Below are 20,518 nucleotides of genomic sequence, written 5' to 3'. Positions count from 1 at the left end.
ACGCGGTTTTATTTTCACGATTTGTACTAAAATCATAATTGCTCAGCAGTGATATTTCTGTGCACGCGCGACGGGTACTGCCATAAACAATACGCTACACTAATTGACAGTTAGCACATCCCTTTAAGTGTCGTATAAAATAAACGATTCTTTTTAAAAAACCAAGGGGTGCCGGCAACGAAATTACCAATGATAATTTCACACACATGCTTCATGATCAAAATGAAATACCACCTTTACATCATTTTGTTTTTCTTCCGGAACAACCTTCATTACCGTTTTTTGGATAAGTTGAAGTGTTTGTTGCATCGCTTCTGTTTCCGAATATGTCCTACGTTGATTTAACACATTCATCATCATGCCTTTCCAAATTAAAAGGGTGACTTCTGAAATATAATTCACATCTCCTTGACTTAGCATTTCTTCATCCACCGCTTGCTGTACATATAGGGAACTTCGTATGGAGAGTGTATGCTCCAATATAATGGATTGAAGATGTTCAGGTAATCTTACGAGATCATTTTTGTATATACTGTAGTAATGATTGAGCAAATTTTCAGGAATGGAACCTAAATGATTAATAAAAATACTTGCATAGATCTGTGGGTGTTTAAACGATTCTTTGCAAAAGCATTCCCACCCGTACAACCATTTTTCTAGCGTATTCCTTCCTTGAGCCATATACAGCGGCAAATGTTCAAGATACGGTTTTGTGTAACGCATAGATGCGAAAAATATAACATGGGAAAGCTCTTGAAAATAATTATAGATCGTGGAAGTTGTAAATCCTGCTCTCTCGGCAACTTTACGAGCTGTGATTTTTTCAATCCCTACTTCTTCTATCAAATCAGCCGCCGCATTAATAAAATAGTGCCACATTCGTTCTCTTTGTATTTCTTTACTCGACATGGTTTTTTCTCCTTTTCTTTTCATCTTCATGAAGCCAACGATAGAGAGAGGAAGCTAACAATACATACATGATTAACACCGGTACGGAAACGAGTACGGCTGATGATTGAACGACTTGCAATTCCCCTGCGAGCGTTAAGCTAATGGCCAGTGTGGCTAAGATAAACCCCCATAACAAGCGGTTCCATCGTGCTGGCTGCTCAGTCCCTCCTAACCTTTCCGTTGTAATCCCCGCGAGTACGTATGCAGCAGAGTCAATAGAGGTTGACAAGAAAATAAAACCGAGAACCGCAAAGAAGATGAGAAACAGTGAAGCCAAAGGCAAGGAACTTAAAACTTCTACGATAACAGCCTGCTCACTTTCCTGAACGATTTCTGAGAAATTAAGTTGTCCCGTAAGTTCTAAATTTATGCCATAGCCACCGAAGACCCCAAAATAAAGCCAACTTCCAAATGACCCCCATAATATAACGGTACTCAAAAGATCACGAATGGTACGACCTTTGGAAATACGGGCCACAAATAGACCAATAAATGGGGCCGTCGCCGCGAACCATGCAAAATAGAAGACGGTCCAGTCTTGCGGAAATCCACTTTGACTAATAGGATCTGTATGCAAGCTCATACGCATAAAATTGTCGAACATTAAACCTAGACTATTGGCAAAATAGGAGAGAAGAAACATTGTCGGACCTACAACGATAACAAATAAAGCCAATCCCAGGGCTATATATACATTCCAATCACTTAGTCGTCGAATGCCTTTGTATAAGCCGATATAAGCACTTATACTAAAGATGACCGTAAACACTAAAAGGACCAATACATTCATCATCATAGATGGTTCTACCCCAATGATCTCCGATATAACATTAGAAACCATAGGTACGCCAAGACCTAATGACGTTCCCAAACCTCCAACAAGGCTCCATATCACAAGAATGTCGATTCCTTTCCCGATTAAACCATCAGCATGCTTCCCCAAAATACCTCGACAAGCAGTGCTGATCCTTAATGATCGTTCTTTTCGAACATAGAGGCTATAGGCAATCACGAGTGCCGGGAGGGCGTATAAAGCCCATGCAGATATACCCCAATGGAATAAACCATAAGTAACAGCATAATCGCCGGCTTCTGCTGTTTCAGGTTCAATCCCGAATGGAGGATCCGTATAATAGTAAAGGGGCTCAACAATGGACCAAAACATAATGCTTGTTCCCATACTAGCCGTAAAAAGCATGCCACCCCAACTAAATCTTGAAAATTCGGGCTTATCATCGGGATCCCCTAGCTTCACTTTGCCAAAACGTCCGAATATCAACCATATAAACAGGATAAATAAACCTATTGTCAGAAACTCAAACGCCCAGTCCAAATTGGTCGTAACCATTGCCAGCATCTCTTCAATCACAGGCTCTGCTGTTTCTCGAAATCCGATTAGCAACCCAATGGCTATTAATACGACAAGTATTGATGGATAAAAGATAGTCTTGTCAATTTTCTCACTCATGTTAAAATCAATCTCCTTTGAAGAAATAATGACCCCCTCTTTACGAGGGGGCTACCGTTTGCTTAAAACATCAGCTTTTCCATTTCCCGAGGATATGCTGTAATACTTCGGCACCCGTCTTTTGTAACAATAACTGTATCAGAGTGACGAAAGCCGCCAACACCCGGTACATAAATGCCCGGTTCGATCGTATAAACCATGCCTTCTTCTAAAACAAGATCATTGTCAAAACGAAGGTAAGGTTCTTCATGCTCTGTCAAACCAAGCCCATGTCCAATTCGATGCTGCACATATTTTCCGTAGCCTTTTTCCTCAAAAATATCAAAGGAAGCAATATCCACATCTTTGGCCTTCACACCTGGCTTGACCATGTCAAAACCAGCTTGTTGAGCATCTACAGCAAGTTGAAAGCATTTTTTTTGCTCTTCCGTGGGTTCTCCCATAAAAAAAGTTCGTTCATTTTCCGCGCGATATCCATTGATCCATACTTGCCGACTATGTATAATCACGTCATTATTTTCGTATTTACGCGTGCTGGAGTGAAGATGAGGCATCACACTACGCTCGATTCCGGAACACGTCCAGTTTTCATAACCAACAATTAAACCAGGAAACTCTTTTGAAGCCATTTCTAATAATTTCTGATCGCCAAAAGAATCAAATTCCAGTTCACTCATCCCGACTCTTACATTTGCAAATGACGCTTCTAACGCTGCATCTGACAAACGACCTGCTTGTTCAAGCCAATAAATTTCCTCTTGATCTTTCACACTACGTAATTCAATGAGATCTTGTTCTATATCTTTCATTCTAAACCCTTGTTCATGCAATATTTGATATATCGAGGCAGGCAGTATGTCCATTTCAACACCCACAACAACATCTTTAGGCCAATCATTCATGATATTGCATAAAGGCTCTTTATAATCTGTATTCAAGTGACTATTTTGTACTTTTTCATGGTAAATAAAAAACTCATCAACATTTGTCTTTTCCTTCGCGTGATCTTCCTCTAAAGCCGGGATAATGTATTGGGATTTTTTCTGTTCAATGAGCAGCACAATGGGCCTGGAATAGGAAATCGCTTGAAAATTACTCAAATAATATTGGTTATCAGGGTCCCATAACAACGTGTAATCGATGCTCTTGTCAGCCATACGGGAGCGAAACATTGACATTCGCATTTCTACTATTTCTTGATTTATAGACATTATAACCCTCCGTAAATATTCAATGAACATGTTCATAATAAGAACATGTTCATATTAACACATCAAATCATTAATACAAAGTCTAAATGTATTTTTGTCAGGACTTGCATAGCTTTTTGAACTTTTGAATGTGATAGTCCGGCAGTATTGGTCTTCGTTCAATACTAGTAGGGCCACTGACACAGCACATTCTATCAACCATTTGTTACGAAACGTCACATTGTAACACCCTCTTCCCTAAAAGAAATTGTGTCGTATGTACATATAGGGAATGCTAAACAACTTGCAGCTATCAGCTGAAGCCGGGATGTCGCTTCCATGGCTTCGCTTTCCGCGGACGAACGGTCAAGCCTCCTCGCGCAAAACCGGCGCTTCCGGGTCTTGACGCGTCCGTTTTTCCGCTGGAGTCTCGCCATTGCAGCACCGTCCCTCCGTGTGTTGCCAGACGTGCAAGGGTTTTTTGATTATAGGATGGATTTCCTTGCATCCAGCTTCGACAACACCAACGGAAAATGCTTATGTGCCAGTCTTTTTCCATTATTCAGCAGTCCCTACATATGGGGCAACACTAAAATCTATGGTTAACAAGCCAATGCATGGATAACGCTTGATCAGCGCTATGGGAAAGCGCAGGGCGAAGACCCCGCAGGAAAAAAGCGAACTTCTTTTTTCCGAGGAAGCTGAGCTCGGGGCCCACGGAAAGCGTAGTGTTTTTCCGTAACGGTCACTACCAATCATAATTGCCCCTAGTTTGTCAGCCATAGATTTTGGTGAAGAGCCCAAAAAAACGTTGTCTTTCATTATCATAGGAGAAATTTAGATAGACAAGAAACTAGTTCTAAGCCAATTATGGCCGTTCATATGAAATTGTAGACGAAAATTTCATGCCTTCTTTGAATAAGGAAACAAGTTGAAACCGTCACCTTCTGTGACAACGCCGACACTAGCACCTCTTGTGCGTCGGACAAACCGGGGAGTAGCTCCCGTAATCTCTGAGCTTACGAGGGTTTACGAGGGTTTACGAGAGCTTACCGCGAGGATAATAGGAGAATACGTCGCTAATATTCCCAACCCAGCGCCTCTTATTGTCCGGGTTGTTGTCTCGGACGCAAATGCAATTCTTTCCATTGTTCTTCGCTAACGCTGCTTGGCGCCCCCGTTAATAAGTCGCCTGCACTTGCCGTCTTCGGAAAGGCAATAACCTCGCGCAAATTATCGGCCTCGGCAAGGAGCATAACAATTCGGTCCAGACCAAGAGCAATGCCTCCGTGTGGGGGAGCGCCATAAGAGAGGGCGTCAATGAGAAAACCAAATTGCTCTTTCGCTTTTTCTTCACTAAATCCAAGCGTTCGAAACATTTTCATTTGCAGGTCAGGCTCATGAATACGCTGTGAACCGCCACCAAGTTCGTAGCCATTCAAAACGAGATCATAGGCATCTGCCGTAACTTCTTCCGGAGCCGTTTCCAGTTTGTCAATATCTTCTTCAACCGGTCGCGTAAATGGATGGTGAAGAGCAACATGGCGATTGGTATCTTTGTCATATTCAACGAGCGGGAAGTCGGTCACCCAAAGGAAATGGAAAGCTTTTTCATCAATGAGCCCAAGTTCCTTTCCGAATTTTAAGCGCAATGCGCCTAACACATCAAACACAACGCTTGACTCATCGGCAGCAAACAACAGTAAATCTCCTTGCTCTGCCTCCATTGCTTCCATCACTTGACGTTGCTCGTCTTCATTTAAAAATTTCGCAATCGGCCCTTTTAACGAGTCGGGGCTCTCAACCCTCAACCAGGCAAGCCCTTTCGCTCCGTAAATCGCGGCAAATTCGGCGAGATCATCGATCTCTTTTCTGGACATGCCATCCCCCTGTCCTTTTGCATTCAACCCTTTCACGATGCCGTTGTTTTCAAGCGCTTTTGTGAAAACTTGAAAACGACTGTTCTTAACAATGTCGGAAAGCTCCACCAATTCCATACCGAAGCGTGTATCGGGTTTATCCGAACCATACCGATGCATCGCTTCATGATAGGTCATGCGTGGAAAAGGCGTCGTCACATCGAAATCATGGCTAATTTTTAATAACCGCGCCATCATTTCTTCGGTCATGGAAAACAGCGCTTCTTTATCCATGAACGATGCTTCGATATCAATTTGCGTAAACTCCGGTTGCCGGTCCGCGCGAAGATCTTCGTCACGGAAACAGCGGGCAATTTGATAGTAGCGCTCAAAACCGGCAATCATAAACAGCTGTTTAAAAAGCTGCGGCGATTGCGGAAGCGCAAAGAATTCGTGCTCATGCACACGGCTTGGGACCAAATAGTCACGTGCGCCTTCCGGCGTGCTTTTCGTCAACATCGGCGTCTCCGCCTCCATAAATGAATGCTCATTTAAGTAATTGCGGGTTTCCTGGGTAATTTTGTGACGCAATTGAAAAATGCGTTGCATTTCCGGTCGCCGCAAATCAAGATACCGATGGGACAAACGCACATCTTCGGAGACGTTGATATCTTCGTCCATTGAAAAAGGCAACGGTTTTGATTTGTTTAGAATGGCTATTTCCTCGACTTGCACTTCCACAGTTCCGGTAGCAATCTTTTCATTCACCGTTTCCTCGTCCCGGAGAACGACTTTCCCTTGCACATCAAGCACATATTCACTACGGACGCCATCAGCAATCGTTAAAGCTTTTTCACTAATATCAGGGTTAAAAACCGTTTGGACGATCCCGCTGGAATCGCCGAGGTCAATAAAAATAACTTGCCCCAAATCTCTCCTCGTTCTCGCCCAACCTTTGAGCCGAACATTTTCGCCGATCATGCTTTCCGTAATCTCACCGCAATAATGGCTTCTTTCCTTTTTTGCCATCGCTATCATTCTCCTTTTCTTTTTCACAAGGGTTATTGCATCTTTTGGAGCTGTTTAATGTGTCCTGCGAGCCTTTTCATCGGGATATTTTCTTCTTCGCCCGTAGACATGTCCCGGAGCTTCACCATAGCGGCTGCCAATTCTTCTTCCCCTATGATGGCTGTATAAGCAGCTTGCAGACGATTTGCCGCCTTGAACTGTGCCTTTACCTTTTTTCCAAGGTAATCTTTGTCTGCCGACAGCCCTTCATGGCGCAATTCTCTCAGTATGCCTGCGCCTTTTTCGGCAGCAACATCCCCGACCGTTACAAGATAAACGTCAAGCGCGTTTTCAACATTCGGGAGTGCATCACGAGCGTTTAGCGCCATTAGTAACCGTTCGATGCTTAAGGCAAATCCAATGCCGGAGACGGATGGTCCACCCAACTCTTCAATCAATCCTTCATAACGCCCCCCGCCGGCGAGGGTTGTAGTTGCTCCAAATTCGGGTTCTTCAAGCATAATCTCAAACGATGTATTCGTGTAATAGTCAAGTCCCCGTACAAGATTGTCATCAATGACAAAAGGGATATCCATATCGCGGAGCAAGCGTTGCACGGTTTCAAAGTACAGCTTTGAATCTTCATTTAGATAGTCAAGAATGGACGGTGCCGTTTCCTGTAAAGGGTGTTCACGGTCCACCTTGCAGTCCAGTATTCGCAACGGGTTTTGCGCAAGCCGTGCCTGGCAATCCTCACAAAACTCATCAATGCGCGGGGAAAAGTGCTCGATCAGCGCGTGTTTGTGGGAGGCGCGGCTTTCTTGATCACCCAAGCTATTGATCACCAGTTTCAAGTTATCCAGCCCGCAAGCTTGGTAGAAATCCATCGCCATCGCGATCACTTCAGCGTCTATCGCAGGATCATCGCTTCCGATCGCTTCCACGCCAAATTGGTAGAACTCCCGCATCCGGCCTGATTCCGGACGTTCATAGCGAAACATCGGACCGAAATAATAAAGCTTCAACGGTTGCTGCGGAGCGCCGTGGAGCTTATTTTCCACATAAGACCGTACGACTGGAGCTGTCCCTTCCGGTCGTAGCGTGATTAAACGCCCACTGCGATCCTGAAACGTATACATCTCCTTTTGCACAATATCCGTACTGTCACCTACCCCGCGTTGAAACAGTTCTGTAGCCTCAAAAATCGGCGTGCGGATTTCCTTATAATTGTACTTGCGACTAATTTCTTTGGCGATTTCTGTCACGTATTGCCACTGGGCGCTTTGATCGGGCAAAACATCCTGGGTTCCTCTCGGGATATTAATGTTCATAAGACATCCTGCACTTCCCTTCTTTTATGAATTTGTGTTAGCAATGTGTTTGCTTATTCGACTACACTTCTTTTTTGTAACTAGCATCCCATTAAAAAAATCCCCCTGAAACGAATCAGAGGGACGAGCACAAGCCCGCGGTACCACCCACATTGAAGCGATCCCCGACGGCAATCGCTTCCGCTTCCGCGGTTAACGCCCGCGCTGCGTTTAGATCTATTAATGGCTTCACGTTCGATCAAAAACCTACGAAGTGTCTTTCCCCGACATTGCACAGAAGGGCTTGCAGCCATGGCCCGTCCTCTCTGCCTGCAAGGGGTCGCGTACTTTTCTCCATCATCGGCTTGCTATTCTCTTGTATTTTATCATACGTACCTCTGTTTAAGATGTCAACTTTTCCGCGATTTCATCCATCAACGATCCAAGTCGCGGTAGTTTGATACCCTATGGGGATTCAAGCATAAGGGTCACCGGGCCATCATTGGTTAAATCCACTTGCATTGCGGCCCCGAATTCCCCGGTTTCAACGGCAATGCCGATGTCGCTCAGTTGTGCATTAAAGTAATCGTAGAGCTCTTCTGCTTGTGCCGGCTTCGCTGCTTGCACAAAACTTGGGCGTCTTCCTTTTTTGGCTTCCCCGTAAAGGGTAAATTGAGAAATCGATAAAACCGAACCGGCCGTATCGATAAGCGATAGGTTCATCTTTCCATCGGTATCTTCGAAAAGGCGAAGGTTGGCAATTTTATCCGCAAGCCAGCGGGCGTCGTGTTTCGTATCTTCATGGGTGATACCAAGAAACACAACATAGCCATGTTCGATCGTTCCAACGGTTTTGTCATCGACGCTCACCTTCGCACTTCTGCTCCGTTGTATTAAAGCTTTCACTCCCGCTTCTCCTTTGCTGATGTTATTAGTGCAGCACTCGCCGTACGGAATAAATATCGGGCAACCGCTTGATTTTTTCCACGACTTTTCGTAAGTGGTCGAGATTGCTGATAGCAATCGTGATATCAATCACGGCCATTTTATTTTTATCCGAGCGCCCGTTCACAGCGTTAATGTTCGTTTTTGATTCTGCGATTGCATTCAGCACTTCATTTAAAAGCCCCCGGCGATCATAGCCGGTAACTTCAATATCAACGTTATAGTTTTTTACTTTTTCCTGTGAGGGCTCCCATTCAACCTCGATCAAGCGGGTTTGATTTTCCTCTGTATCAGCAACATTCGGGCAATCGGCGCGATGAACAGAAACCCCGCGCCCTTTCGTGATAAAACCGCGAATATTGTCTCCGGGTACCGGGTTGCAGCATTTGGAGAGTCGGATAAGGAGGTTGTCCGCTCCTTTCACACGTATACCGGTATTTGAACGGCGGGTTCTCGCCGGGACCGGTATATCTTTGATCGCTTCGGTCACCGTCTTTTTTTCTTGTTCTTTCGTTTTGTTGCGTATTTTTTCCGTCAACCGTGTCACGACTTGCTTCGCGGATATTCCATTGTAACCGACAGCCGCAAACATATCCGCCTGGCCGGAAAAACTGAATTTCACCACTGTATCCTGGAGGTTGTTTTCGGTTAAAACCTCTTTCGGAGTGAAATCCTGGGCGCGCAATTCTTTTTCAATCGCCTCGCGGCCTTTTTGTTCATTTTCTTCCCGACGTTCTTTTTTAAAGAATTGCTTGATTTTGTTTTTGGCATGGGAGCTTTGCGTCAGTTTTAACCAGTCTTGAGACGGACCGTACGAATGTTTGGAAGTCATGATGTCAACGATGTCGCCGGTGTTCAGTTGATGATCAAGGGGAACCATCTTTCCGTTCACTTTGGCGCCAATGGTTTGGTTCCCGATCTCCGTATGAATACGATAGGAAAAATCGATCGGCACCGACCCTCTCGGCAATTCAATGACATCCCCTTTTGGGGTGAAAACGAAAACCATATCGGAAAATAAGTCAATTTTAAGGGATTCCATAAATTCTTGCGCGTTGGAAGTATCTTTTTGCCACTCCAAAATTTCACGGAACCAACCGAGTTTATCGAGCGATTGTTGGTTAATCGTTTCTCCTTCTTTGTATGCCCAATGGGCGGCCACACCATATTCCGCTATGCGATGCATTTCTTCGGAGCGTATCTGCACTTCCAGCGGTTCCCCTTTTGGTCCGAGTACTGTCGTGTGCAACGATTGATACATGTTGGCTTTCGGCATGGCGATGTAGTCTTTAAACCTGCCCGGCATTGGTTTCCAACGAGTATGGATAATGCCGAGCACCCCATAGCAATCTTTGATGCTTCGGACGATAATACGCACCGCAAGCAGGTCATAAATTTCATTGAATTGTTTTTTCTGGATCGTCATTTTGCGATAAATACTATAAATATGCTTCGGGCGTCCGGATATGTCCGCTTCCACATTTAATTCTTTGACACTCTCCCGGATATCATCCATCACTTCTTCAATATATTGCTCTCGCTCCGCACGTTTTTGTTTCATTAGATTGACGATCCGATAGTATTGTTGTGGATCCAAGTAACGGAGGGCGATGTCTTCCATTTCCCATTTTATGGTGGAAATACCGAGCCTGTGGGCAAGGGGGGCAAAGATTTCAAGGGTTTCTTTCGCAATACGCCTCTGCTTTTCAGGACGCAAGTATTTAAGTGTCCGTAGATTGTGAAGGCGATCAGCAAGCTTTATCATAATCACGCGGATGTCACGAGCCATGGCAACAACCATTTTGCGGTGATTTTCCGCTTGTTGTTCCGCTTTCGATTTATATTTGATCTTTTTTAATTTCGTCACACCATCCACAAGCATGGCAACTTCTTCCCCGAACAATTCGGTAAGATCTTCAACGGTCACTTCCGTATCTTCAACCACATCATGCAAAAAAGCAGCGGCAATGGTCGCGGGTTCCAATTGAAGATCAACCAATATTCCCGCGACCTGAACTGGATGACGGATATACGGCTCCCCTGATTTTCGATATTGGCCGTCGTGATATTTTTCAGCATAATGATAGGCACGTTCAACAAAATCCACTTGCTCTTCGGATAGATATTCGCCCATCTTCTCCATTACTTGTTCTTTCGTCATAGAATCACCTTCAACCTGCTCACAAACTCTATTTCGTCTATTATCCAGAAAAAGTCACGACCTGTAAAGCCTATAGGCACTCTTTGTCTACCGCCCGCGAAAAGATTCCTCAATCATACGTCATAAGCGAATAAACATCATAGTTTTTCAATTTTTCTCCGTGATCCAAATAAGCAAGCTCAATGAGAAACGCACAGCCAACGACTTCTCCGCCTAGCTCCTCCACGAGCTGGATCGTCGCTTCAATCGTGCCGCCGGTTGCGAGAAGGTCATCGGTAATCAGCACCCGATCCCCCGGATTAATGGCGTCTTTATGAATGGCAAGGCTGGCTTTCCCGTATTCAAGGCCGTAATTCGTCTCGACGACCATTCGCGGCAACTTCCCCGATTTACGTACAGGCACGAAACTTTTGTTCAATGTATATGCGATCGGACAACCAACAACAAATCCCCGTGCTTCCGGTGCTGCAATGACATCGACATGTTTTAATTTTACATACTCTGCCATTTCATCGATTGCTTGTTGATAAACTTCCCCATTTTGCATGAGGGGGGTGATATCTTTAAATTGCACGCCTTTCACCGGGTAATCATTGATGATTTCAATATGTTCTTTATAATCCATCGGTCAGCACCTCTGCTTGTTTCTTTTCATCTGGCATACAGGCAAGTAAAAATGCTTTTAACGCTTGGTAGGTGGAATACTTCAACGTTTCTTCGATTTCCCGTTTTTCTTCATAGGATTGATACGTCGGTGATGCTTGCAAATCTTGTTTAAACGGATTATCGTTTACGACTAGCTTTCCTTCGCGCATCGCCACGAATTCCAGTTCCATAAACACTTGAAGCATGAAATGAATAGTATCTGTCGACCAACCTTGGTACCTTGTAATGACCGGCTCGTGTTCCCGGATATACAGGGGGGCATATTTTTTAAAATAAACATACAACCATTTAAAAGCCTCACGTGTTGGTTTTGCCGTGAAAAAAGTTTGGCCCTTTTCCATAAAACCTGTGTAGATCGAACGAATGAACGACTCGTTTTCATTTAGGAACCGTGTTAAATCAGATAGGTGTTTCGGAAGATCCAAAAATAAGATATCCGTTGGCGCAGTTAAGCTTTCCTCAACGGGAAATAAAAAGTCAGAGGAGAAAAACCCTTGTTCAATCGCATCGCTTTCGTGTTCTTGTTGAAAAATAACAATGGTAAGCGAATCTGTTGGATGAGCATTACGGGTGAGTGATTGTAAATCTTTCCCTCCGCGAACATCGAAAACTTGTCGCTCTTTGATGGCGACGTCTCTGAGAATGATTTGCGGCTTTTCATTCCCCTTCCATTCATTCACGGACAATTCACCGACCAGATGGATGTTTGCATCGTTCTGAATTCGATCATGAAGGTGGCCTAAGCGGAAGCCGACGCAATCCAGAGGACCAGCATCTCCTACCGACATCTTTAAGTGATTTTGCATGCTTCCAATTTTTCGTTTTTGTTGAATCGGAACATCCGCAATCTGCACCAACGGCTTGGGATTTCCAACGCCAAATGGTGCCAGATTTTCGATTTCCCTAATCAGCTTCGTAGTGATTTCCTCGACGGAAAGCGTTAATTCAATATCGGTCGTTGGCACGAAGCTTTCAGCCGACAATGTATGATTCACTTCTTCGCCGAGGGTCGCCCGAAGGTCTGGGATCTTATCTTCATCAATGGATAATCCTGCCGCCATCCGATGCCCGCCGAAACGACGGAAAAGATGAACGTGTTTGGAAAGCGATCGATAGAGGTCAAACCCTTCAATACTGCGGGCAGACCCTTTGCCGTTTCCTTCGTCGTCAATAGCGATAACAATCGTCGGCCGGTAATACTTTTCCACAAGTCTCGAGGCAACGATCCCGGTCACCCCGGAGTTCCACCCTTTCCCGGCCACAACAATTGCAGGCAGATCTTCTTCCTTTGCCTGCAATTGGGCAAGTGCTTCCTCCGTGATTTTTTCCACCGTTTGTTGCCGTTCACGGTTGTATCCATCGATCATTTCTGCAGAGGAATGCGCCTGTTCGGGGTCGGAAGTTAACAGCAGTTGTACCGCCGGGGTCGCAGCATCCATTCTACCGGCGGCATTAAGCCGCGGCCCAAACCCAAAACCGACCGTTTCTTCCGTAAAAGGAGGGCCTTTGATCCCGGATATTTCTTTTAATGCCTGCACACCCGGACGGTTGAGCTGATCTAATGTTTCTAATCCGGCTTTGGCAAAGAAACGATTTTCATCCACGAGCGGAACGAGATCACTGATGGTCCCTAGCGCGATAAGATCAAGCCCGTCCTCGGGAAAAACATCGAGCAAGGCATGGGCAAGTTTACTCACAACGCCAACGCCTGCCAATTCTTTGAAAGGATACGGACAATGGATTTGTTTTGGATTAATGATCGCTAAAGCGTCAGGGAGTTCCGGAGGCGCCTCGTGGTGGTCCGTAATGATGATATCCAGACCGTTTTTCTGCGCAACGTTAATCGGTTCAATGGCCGCAATTCCCGTATCGACTGTGATCACGAGCGTACAGCCATCATCCTGCATTTTTTGAAATACTGCGCTGTTGGGTCCATACCCTTCGGTAAAGCGATTGGGCACGTACCAATCATATCTCGCGCCCATTTTTTCAAGCGTTTCACACATTAGCGCCGTGCTGGACACCCCGTCCACATCATAATCCCCGAAAACGACGATTTTTTCATCCTCATTCACCGCGCGTTTGATACGGTCGACTGCATCCTCCATACCCGCCAATGTAAAAGGATCATGGAGGACCGATTCATCTGTATGTAAAAAAACACGCGCGTCCTCTACGTGCTCCATCCCCCGACGGCACAGGAGGTGGGCGGTACGTTCAGAGACGCGGAGTTCATCTGCCAGTGCCTTGGCCCGTGTATCTAATGGCCAGATCTTCCACCTCGTTTTTGCATCTAACATTTTCTAACCAATACTCCTCCCCTTGCCGCCCTCTATTATACAGAACCGGCGGTAGAACACAATCACTCTTTGGCACTACGCTAATCCCTATGCTTGCTTTCTTGCTCCGGTTCCGGATGATCGTTTGCCTGGCGGCCTTCCGCATTGTCCCTTTTCAGGCGCCGAACTTCTTGCTGCAGGCGATACACTTTCAGCATCCCAACGCCGCCAACGGCAAGCCCGCCCATCAGCACTGAACCGAGGATGATAAGAATTAAAGGAATTTGCGTTGTTCCGAACAGAAAGTTGACGGCTACGCTTTCTACATTAATCACTGCAAATATCGAAATCAACAATGCGGCAACCAGCCCCATGATGAGTGTCCATTGCCCTCTCATTTCTTTTTTCCTCCCCATTATTCGTCATTATAAGGGTTCACATGAACAAGTACGTTTCGCACACTCTCCTCTTCCATTAATAAGCCCTTTACATCTGTGGCAATGTCATGACCGGCACGAACACTAATTTCCGGGTCTACGACTATTTTAATATCAATGATTGCATAATGTCCATGCTGACGAGCGTGAAACTCGTCAATTCCGAGTACTCCATCAATCCCGAGCACCTTGTTTTTCAAACCTGCCGTATCTTCCTCATGCCAAACATGGTCGAGGGCGTTATGGATGGTTTCCCTGCCCAATTTCCAGGCCATGATCATGACAAGACCGGCAACGAACACTCCCGCGACCAAATCTCCGTATAGGAGCCAGTAAATATCAAAATTTGAACCGAGAATGGATGCGCCAACTCCGGCTAGGGCAGCGATCGACGAAATGGCGTCCGAACGGTGATGCCAGGCATCGGTGATAATCGCTTCACTGTTATACTTTTTTCCGATGCGCACTTTGAGGCGAAACAAGGCTTCTTTGACGATGATAGATGCAATGATGACATACAGGGCGATGGTACCAGGAGCCTCGTTCCCCCCTCTCATTTCCCCGATCGTGCTCAGCGCAATTTCCAAACCGACGATGAACAAAAGCACGCTCACAATGATGGCAGTAATCGATTCCGCTTTTCCGTGCCCATAAGGATGGTCTTCATCCGGTGGTAGTTCCGCTGCCCGAATGCCGATCAAAACAGCAAAAGATGTGACGACATCAGCAGCCGAATGGGCAGCATCAGCGATTAATGCCCGGCTGTTGGCCAACACACCGAAGATGCCCTTGGCGATGGCAAGGCCAATGTTAACAATGATGCCTATCCAAGCTGCATGTTTGACCCGTTTATATCGTATCTCATCAAAGTCCGCCATCCTAATCACGACCTTACTTACTGACTGTGGGAGGTGGGAGGTGGGAAGTGAGAGAGGAGAGCCCCCTCTTAAGACTCGCTTCCTTCCATTTCCGTTGCTGCTTTTTCCCTTTGTTTTTGCATATGCTTATTTTTCCATACGAGCCACAATTGTGCGGCCAGAAAAAGAGAGGAGTACGTACCAGCCACGAGCCCGATCACAATTGCGAAGGCAAATGAAGTGATCGCCTCACTTCCCAAGAGCCAGATGGCCACCGCGGCAAACAACACCGTTAAGACTGTGTTAATCGAACGGGTGAGCGTTTGTAACAAACTTTTATTTACAATTCCCGCCAAGTGGTCAAAATCCTCAATGTCCCTCTCCTCTTCTTCCTTCCGAACGTTTTCCCTCATACGGTCAAAGGTTACAATCGTATCATTAATCGAGTAACCGATAACGGTGAGTATCGCTGCAATAAATGGGATATTGATTTCCAACTGCAACAAACTAAAAACGGATATGACAAAAAAAGCATCATAAAGAAGCGCGGCGATGGCCGCAAGCCCATATAAAAATTCAAAACGAATCGCAACGTAAATAACGATTCCGAGCGAAGCCAATCCGGTAGCAATCAACGCATTGATGGCGAGCTCGCGTCCAATTTGGGGGGAAACAGTGCTCACATTCGGTTCATGTCCGAATGCTTCTTCAAAATGCCCTTGTAATTCGAGTGCTTCCTCTTGATCAAGATCGCCGATAAATTGGACAGAAGCTTCTTCATTGTTTTCTCCGGCAAGCGTAATATCATCCGCTGTCAATCCGACGGCGGCGATCTCATTTTCAATTTCCTCTTCCGTTAACGGCTCTTCCGACATGAGATCGACGCGCGTGCCGCTTTCAAAATCGATACCTAAATTAAGGCCGAGCGTTGACAACAAAATGGCACCGGCGAGCACGATCGCAATCGTAAAGAAAAAATACGTTTTTCTGTGTTTAATCAGATCAATATCTTTATCGGCAAAATTAAAGTCCACGGCGAACATCACGCTCCTTTACACCAAACAGCCAATATTTACGATTTAACGTTCGACTGTTAATCCATAGCCCCAGCAAGAGTCGTGTGCCATATACCGCAGTAATAAAACTTATCAAAATGCTGACGATGAGCATGACGGCAAATCCTTGTACCGCGCTTGTACCGAAATAAAATAAAACGGCGGCAGCGATGATCGTTGTTATATTGGCATCGATGATAGTTCCGAGGGCACGCCTGCTTCCCAATTTAAACGCGGATTTCATGGACCTTCCCTCTTTTAACTCTTCCTTGATGCGCTCGTACGTTAAAATATTGGCATCCACCGCCATCCCGACCCCAAGAATTAAAGCGGCAATGCCCGGCAAGGTCAGCACCCCTTGAATGGAGTTAAAAAGAATCATCACCAGATAAATATAGACCAACAATGTAAGCGAGGCGATCACACCCATAAAACGGTAATAAGCCATCATATATAAAAGAATAAGCGCCACACCGACCATTCCTGCGAACAGTGTTTGCTCCAATGCTTGTTCCCCTAGAGATGCCCCCACCGTGTTGGAGTATATTTCCTCGATTTGAACAGGAAGCGAACCAGCATTGAGCATCTCCGCCAAAAATTCGGCTTCCTCAAGGGACTCCATGCCTTCAATGGAAACATTTTCGGTGTACAGAGGCTGGCTTACGCTCGGTGCCGACAAAAACTCCGGCTCAGGTTCATTCGCTTCTTCATAAAAGGAATTCTCCTCCTCGTCATAATCAAGCCAGATAACGAGCAAGTTTTCCGGTTCCGGGCGTTGGCTTAATTCACTGGTGATATCTCCAAACTCCTCACCATCTTGTAACGTCACTTGCACAATTGGTTGGTTTGCTTCATCAAAACCGGCACTTGCGCCCCCTTGCTCAAGTTCTTCCCCGGAAAGCACTAGCTCATCATCAACCGTTCGAAAAGAGAGGTCCGCTTCTGTGGCCAAGAGTTCGCGGGCCTCTTCCTGGTCTTCGATGCCCGGAAGCTGCACACGTATGCGATCGTCTCCCTCAACGGTAATCGAAGGTTCCGAAACGCCCAGCACGTCCACCCGTTCGTTCAATGCCGAAGCGGTTGCCTGAATGTCATCCTCGGTTAATTCTCTCTCTCCATCCGGTTCCAGTTCATACAGAACTTCAAATCCTCCTTGAAGATCAAGGCCGAGGTTTGTATCGCGGGCAACATCAAATGCCGTTTGTGAGATCAATACGCCGAGCGCGATGATAATGGCGAAAAAAGCCCCGATTCTTCCCCATTTTTTTCCCATACGTTGTTCCTCCTTCAATCGTCACTCCAGTCGCAACGATAGACAGCTCCCTCGCGGAAGCGAATATATCTAAAACGGTTTAAGCGGGCTGATGCAAACGGATCGTACACCGGAAACCAATAACCACCCTATTTCCGGTTATCCGCTTCTGATTCGTTGCCGAGAACCTCATCAAGGATCCCTTCCAACTCATCATCGGTATCTTTTAACCAACCTTCCGTTCCTTTATAGGCATTGATCGTCTTTTCATTCATATAATCCGTGACAGACAAACGCATCAAGACGTTTACAAATCGATTAAAAGGCGTATATTCCGATTCTTTGCGTAGCTTCTCAATCCCCAGTCTCCAGATATCTTCTTCTGAAGCTTTGTCATGCCCGAACAGGTGAAATTCATCTCTTTTTAATTCAAGTATTGGCTTTACATCCGTTTTCCATACCTCAAACTGTTGGACATTTGCCATGGTTTTCCCCTCACTTTATCCCGGTGGTATTCCGGAGGTCAGACATCAGAAGCCGGAATGTCAGATAGAAGAAAGTTATTTCCCGGAAACCCTTCCCCTCTTCGGTCTAACATGCATCTGATCTCTGGCTATCTGATTTCTGTCATCTGGATTGCGACGCCTAGGACAGGCTAGTGCCGGCATTGCCACAGGACGTGGCGAATTTAGCCGGTGTACTTTAATCCATCAGAGGGGGCCCCTCTCTGATGGAAGGTTCACTTTATCATTGCTTGTCATGCTTGGCCCTTCTCTTTGCATAGATATGTAGTGGCGGACAATCCCTTGGATTTTGCCGGCCATAAGGAAGGGGCACGAATATGACAAGGCAAACGTTTTTCGCAGGTGCTTTCATTCTTATTATCGCAGGTTTAATCACCCGTATCCTCGGGTTCATCAATAAAATTGTCATGGCCCGGGTGATGGGATCTGAAGGCATGGGGCTTTATATGATGGCCGTCCCCAGTCTTTTGCTTATTATTACACTTACCCAACTCGGGCTTCCGGTTGCGATTTCCAAATTAATTGCGGAAGCCGAAGCCCATGGCGAACACGAACGGAAAAAAAGAATTTTGATCGTTTCCCTTATCATTACAGGCACATTAAGTGCTGTATTAACGACCGCCATGCTCGCGGTTGCACCGCTTCTGGCGAGTATGCTGTTAACGGATACCCGTGCGCTTTATCCGCTTCTTGCCATTATCCCGATCGTCCCGATTGTGGCCGTTTCCGCGGTATTAAGAGGCTACTTTCAAGGAATGCAAAACATGCGCCCGATCGCTTATTCCCAAGTGATCGAACAAGTCATCCGCATCACCCTCGTTGCCTTTTGTACGAGCATCTTTTTGCCATTTGGGGTCGAATATGCGGCCGCAGGAGCGATGATCTCGGTTGTTGCCGGTGAACTGGCCTCTTTGCTCTACGTCATTTATGTGTTTAAGAATAAAAAAACGATGCAAATCCGCAGAAACTTCCTTTCCGCTTTGGAAGGGGGAAAGAACACATTAAAAGACTTAATGACGATTGCGCTTCCCACGACCGGAAGCAGGCTCGTCGGATCGATTTCTCAGTTTCTTGAGCCGATCATCGTCGCCCAAAGCTTGGCTATTGCCGGAGTGGCAACCGTTACAGCTACGAGCCAATACGGGGAATTGGTCGGATTTGTCGTCCCCCTGCTTTTTTTGCCTTCTTTTATTACGCAAAGTTTATCGGTTTCGCTCGTCCCGGCTATCAGCGAGGCCCATAGCAAAGGCGATCATGCCACCATTCAAAAACGTTTGCAGCAAACGACGAAAATTGCCCTGCTGTCCGGCGGTATTTCCGTTGTCATTTTGTACGTATTCGCTGTCCCGATCCTATCACTTATGTATGAAGCGCCACAAGCGGCGGTGTACTTAAAAGTGATCGCACCCTTTTGTATCTTTCTCTATTTTCAAATGCCGTTGCAATCCGTGCTGCAAGCGTTAAATTTGGCAAAAGCGGCTATGTACAACAGTCTCATCGGCGCAGGTGTTAAAATGACTGCCATAGCCTTTTTGGCATCTCGTCCGGAACTTGGCATCATGGGAGCTGCACTCGCGATCTGCGCGAGCCTTATGGTTGTTACGCTTCTCCATTTTGTCAGTGTTTCAAGAGCGATAGGATTCACATTAAAAGTGAGAGACTGGACCGGCACACTGCTTGTCACAATATTGACCGCGGGGGTGGCCGTTCACTCATTCCGCACATTTATTTCATCCGATGACATGCTCGTCGGAACCATTATCAGCCTAACGATTACAGTCGTCTTTTACATGATTGGATTAATGTTATTCCGTCTCCTCCCTATTAAGAATATCAGCCGAATCCCAATCCTTCAATCTTTCTTTCGTTAGTTTTTTACAAAGATTACCGTTCATCCTTTTCATCGACAATGAGGGCGCCGTTTTTCTTTGAGACGCACAAGGCGATACTTTTCACATTGGTATACCCGCGCGCTTGCAGTTTGTCCATTAGCTTTCCCGCATCCAAACCGATTTGTTGCAAGTGATCATGTTGTATATCGCCATCAATGATCATTGGTAGAGGATAAACAATGTCATTGGGATCGTCTCCACGCTCTTTTTTTATCACCGATAGATCCCCGGACGGCTCCAAGACAGCATATTCAACGTCGGTAAAATTACTGATGCCTTGCGTGCGCAAATGCTGTAATAAATCGTCAAAGTTATATCGCTGGGTGCGCATCGCTTCCTCATCGATTTTTCCATTTTGAATGATCATTGTCGGCTCACCGTCTAACACATCGCGAAGACGATTGCTTTTCAGCGATACGTACGCGAGGCCGATCTGGATACATGCCAAGATTAGAATCGGCACCATACCTTGGATCAGCGATTGCTCCTGGACAGCCATCGCTGCAAATTCAGCGATCATAATCGAAACAATAAAATCAAGGATCGTGAGCTCTCCAACTTCACGTTTCCCCATCACACGAAGAGCAGCCAAAAGAAAAAAATAGAAAAACAGCGTCCGCCAGGCCAGTCCAAATAACTCTGTCACTCACTTCACCTCAATCAT

Annotated in this window: 17 protein-coding genes and 1 other annotated feature; of the genes, 1 reads left to right on the top strand and 16 read right to left on the bottom strand. The window is 45.8% G+C overall.

Going from position 1 to position 20,518, the window contains the following annotated elements; translation table 11 throughout:
* Window positions 1–198: 198 nt before the first annotated feature.
* From HUG20_RS06570 to HUG20_RS06500, 15 genes are all read right to left on the bottom strand, one after another.
* The gene (locus HUG20_RS06570) at window positions 199–909 is read right to left on the bottom strand and encodes a TetR/AcrR family transcriptional regulator (RefSeq protein ID WP_200089372.1); all 711 of its coding nucleotides are present in this window, start codon (window positions 907–909) and stop codon (window positions 199–201) included.
* On the bottom strand, window positions 899–2,419 hold the full coding sequence (locus HUG20_RS06565; RefSeq protein ID WP_200089370.1) for a BCCT family transporter: 1,521 nt from the start codon (window positions 2,417–2,419) through the stop codon (window positions 899–901). The genes HUG20_RS06570 and HUG20_RS06565 overlap by 11 nt, the downstream gene beginning before the upstream one ends.
* A gap of 62 nt (window positions 2,420–2,481) precedes the next feature.
* A complete protein-coding gene (locus HUG20_RS06560; protein ID WP_200089368.1) occupies window positions 2,482–3,630 on the bottom strand; it encodes a M24 family metallopeptidase in 1,149 nt (382 codons plus the stop codon).
* Window positions 3,631–3,922: 292 nt separating this feature from the next.
* Window positions 3,923–4,117, bottom strand: a complete 195-nt coding sequence (locus tag HUG20_RS06555) for a hypothetical protein (protein ID WP_211200012.1) — start codon at window positions 4,115–4,117, stop codon at window positions 3,923–3,925.
* A gap of 595 nt (window positions 4,118–4,712) precedes the next feature.
* Complete coding sequence (gene aspS / locus HUG20_RS06550) at window positions 4,713–6,497, bottom strand: aspartate--tRNA ligase (protein ID WP_200089364.1); 1,785 nt, start codon at window positions 6,495–6,497, stop codon at window positions 4,713–4,715.
* Window positions 6,498–6,529: 32 nt separating this feature from the next.
* The gene (hisS, locus tag HUG20_RS06545) at window positions 6,530–7,807 is read right to left on the bottom strand and encodes a histidine--tRNA ligase (protein ID WP_200089362.1); all 1,278 of its coding nucleotides are present in this window, start codon (window positions 7,805–7,807) and stop codon (window positions 6,530–6,532) included.
* A 116-nt stretch (window positions 7,808–7,923) separates the two neighbouring features.
* Window positions 7,924–8,156 (bottom strand) — a binding site (T-box leader).
* A gap of 95 nt (window positions 8,157–8,251) precedes the next feature.
* Window positions 8,252–8,692, bottom strand: coding sequence for a D-aminoacyl-tRNA deacylase (gene dtd / locus HUG20_RS06540; protein WP_200089360.1), 441 nt, complete (start codon window positions 8,690–8,692; stop codon window positions 8,252–8,254).
* Window positions 8,693–8,717: 25 nt separating this feature from the next.
* Window positions 8,718–10,892, bottom strand: a complete 2,175-nt coding sequence (locus HUG20_RS06535) for a RelA/SpoT family protein (protein ID WP_200089358.1) — start codon at window positions 10,890–10,892, stop codon at window positions 8,718–8,720.
* Window positions 10,893–11,001: 109 nt separating this feature from the next.
* Entirely contained in the window at window positions 11,002–11,517 is a 516-nt protein-coding gene (locus tag HUG20_RS06530) for an adenine phosphoribosyltransferase (protein ID WP_200089356.1), read from the bottom strand.
* Entirely contained in the window at window positions 11,507–13,858 is a 2,352-nt protein-coding gene (gene recJ / locus HUG20_RS06525; protein ID WP_200089354.1) for a single-stranded-DNA-specific exonuclease RecJ, read from the bottom strand. Before recJ ends, HUG20_RS06530 begins: the two co-directional genes overlap by 11 nt.
* Window positions 13,859–13,938: 80 nt before the next feature.
* Window positions 13,939–14,235 carry a LapA family protein gene (locus HUG20_RS06520; protein WP_200089352.1) on the bottom strand — a complete coding sequence of 99 codons (297 nt, stop codon included), beginning with the start codon at window positions 14,233–14,235 and terminating at the stop codon, window positions 13,939–13,941.
* Window positions 14,236–14,252: 17 nt separating this feature from the next.
* Window positions 14,253–15,152 (bottom strand): cation diffusion facilitator family transporter, encoded by a 900-nt coding sequence (locus HUG20_RS06515; RefSeq protein ID WP_200089351.1) that lies wholly within the window; start codon window positions 15,150–15,152, stop codon window positions 14,253–14,255.
* Between the two features lie 68 nt (window positions 15,153–15,220).
* Window positions 15,221–16,165 carry a protein translocase subunit SecF gene (gene secF / locus HUG20_RS06510; RefSeq protein ID WP_200089348.1) on the bottom strand — a complete coding sequence of 315 codons (945 nt, stop codon included), beginning with the start codon at window positions 16,163–16,165 and terminating at the stop codon, window positions 15,221–15,223.
* Window positions 16,155–17,459 (bottom strand): protein translocase subunit SecD, encoded by a 1,305-nt coding sequence (gene secD, locus HUG20_RS06505; RefSeq protein WP_200089346.1) that lies wholly within the window; start codon window positions 17,457–17,459, stop codon window positions 16,155–16,157. Before secD ends, secF begins: the two co-directional genes overlap by 11 nt.
* A 128-nt stretch (window positions 17,460–17,587) precedes the next feature.
* Window positions 17,588–17,923, bottom strand: coding sequence for a post-transcriptional regulator (locus HUG20_RS06500; protein WP_200089344.1), 336 nt, complete (start codon window positions 17,921–17,923; stop codon window positions 17,588–17,590).
* A gap of 356 nt (window positions 17,924–18,279) precedes the next feature.
* Here HUG20_RS06500 and spoVB point away from each other — a divergent pair, with 356 nt between their 5' ends.
* The gene (spoVB, locus tag HUG20_RS06495; protein WP_200089342.1) at window positions 18,280–19,833 is read left to right on the top strand and encodes a stage V sporulation protein B; all 1,554 of its coding nucleotides are present in this window, start codon (window positions 18,280–18,282) and stop codon (window positions 19,831–19,833) included.
* A gap of 13 nt (window positions 19,834–19,846) precedes the next feature.
* Here spoVB and HUG20_RS06490 read toward each other — a convergent pair whose 3' ends face one another.
* The gene (locus tag HUG20_RS06490; protein ID WP_246476564.1) at window positions 19,847–20,500 is read right to left on the bottom strand and encodes a DUF421 domain-containing protein; all 654 of its coding nucleotides are present in this window, start codon (window positions 20,498–20,500) and stop codon (window positions 19,847–19,849) included.
* Window positions 20,501–20,518 lie beyond the last annotated feature (18 nt).

This window comes from Salicibibacter cibi (assembly GCF_016495865.1).
Classification (GTDB): domain Bacteria; phylum Bacillota; class Bacilli; order Bacillales; family Marinococcaceae; genus Salicibibacter; species Salicibibacter cibi.
Note: the sequence above shows the minus strand (reverse complement) of the source record. Positions and strands in the feature narration are given on the sequence as shown.

Bases quoted from the DNA above. Each gene is read 5' to 3' on its own strand.
- HUG20_RS06570 (WP_200089372.1), bottom strand. From the start codon at position 909: ATGTCGAGTAAAGAAATACAAAGAGAACGAATGTGGCACTATTTTATT.
- HUG20_RS06565 (WP_200089370.1), bottom strand. From the start codon at position 2,419: ATGAGTGAGAAAATTGACAAGACTATCTTTTATCCATCAATACTTGTC.
- HUG20_RS06560 (WP_200089368.1), bottom strand. From the start codon at position 3,630: ATGTCTATAAATCAAGAAATAGTAGAAATGCGAATGTCAATGTTTCGC.
- HUG20_RS06555 (WP_211200012.1), bottom strand. From the start codon at position 4,117: ATGCAAGGAAATCCATCCTATAATCAAAAAACCCTTGCACGTCTGGCA.
- aspS (WP_200089364.1), bottom strand. From the start codon at position 6,497: ATGGCAAAAAAGGAAAGAAGCCATTATTGCGGTGAGATTACGGAAAGC.
- hisS (WP_200089362.1), bottom strand. From the start codon at position 7,807: ATGAACATTAATATCCCGAGAGGAACCCAGGATGTTTTGCCCGATCAA.
- HUG20_RS06535 (WP_200089358.1), bottom strand. From the start codon at position 10,892: ATGACGAAAGAACAAGTAATGGAGAAGATGGGCGAATATCTATCCGAA.
- HUG20_RS06530 (WP_200089356.1), bottom strand. From the start codon at position 11,517: ATGGATTATAAAGAACATATTGAAATCATCAATGATTACCCGGTGAAA.
- recJ (WP_200089354.1), bottom strand. From the start codon at position 13,858: ATGTTAGATGCAAAAACGAGGTGGAAGATCTGGCCATTAGATACACGG.
- HUG20_RS06520 (WP_200089352.1), bottom strand. From the start codon at position 14,235: ATGAGAGGGCAATGGACACTCATCATGGGGCTGGTTGCCGCATTGTTG.
- HUG20_RS06515 (WP_200089351.1), bottom strand. From the start codon at position 15,152: ATGGCGGACTTTGATGAGATACGATATAAACGGGTCAAACATGCAGCT.
- secD (WP_200089346.1), bottom strand. From the start codon at position 17,459: ATGGGAAAAAAATGGGGAAGAATCGGGGCTTTTTTCGCCATTATCATC.
- HUG20_RS06500 (WP_200089344.1), bottom strand. From the start codon at position 17,923: ATGGCAAATGTCCAACAGTTTGAGGTATGGAAAACGGATGTAAAGCCA.
- spoVB (WP_200089342.1), top strand. From the start codon at position 18,280: ATGACAAGGCAAACGTTTTTCGCAGGTGCTTTCATTCTTATTATCGCA.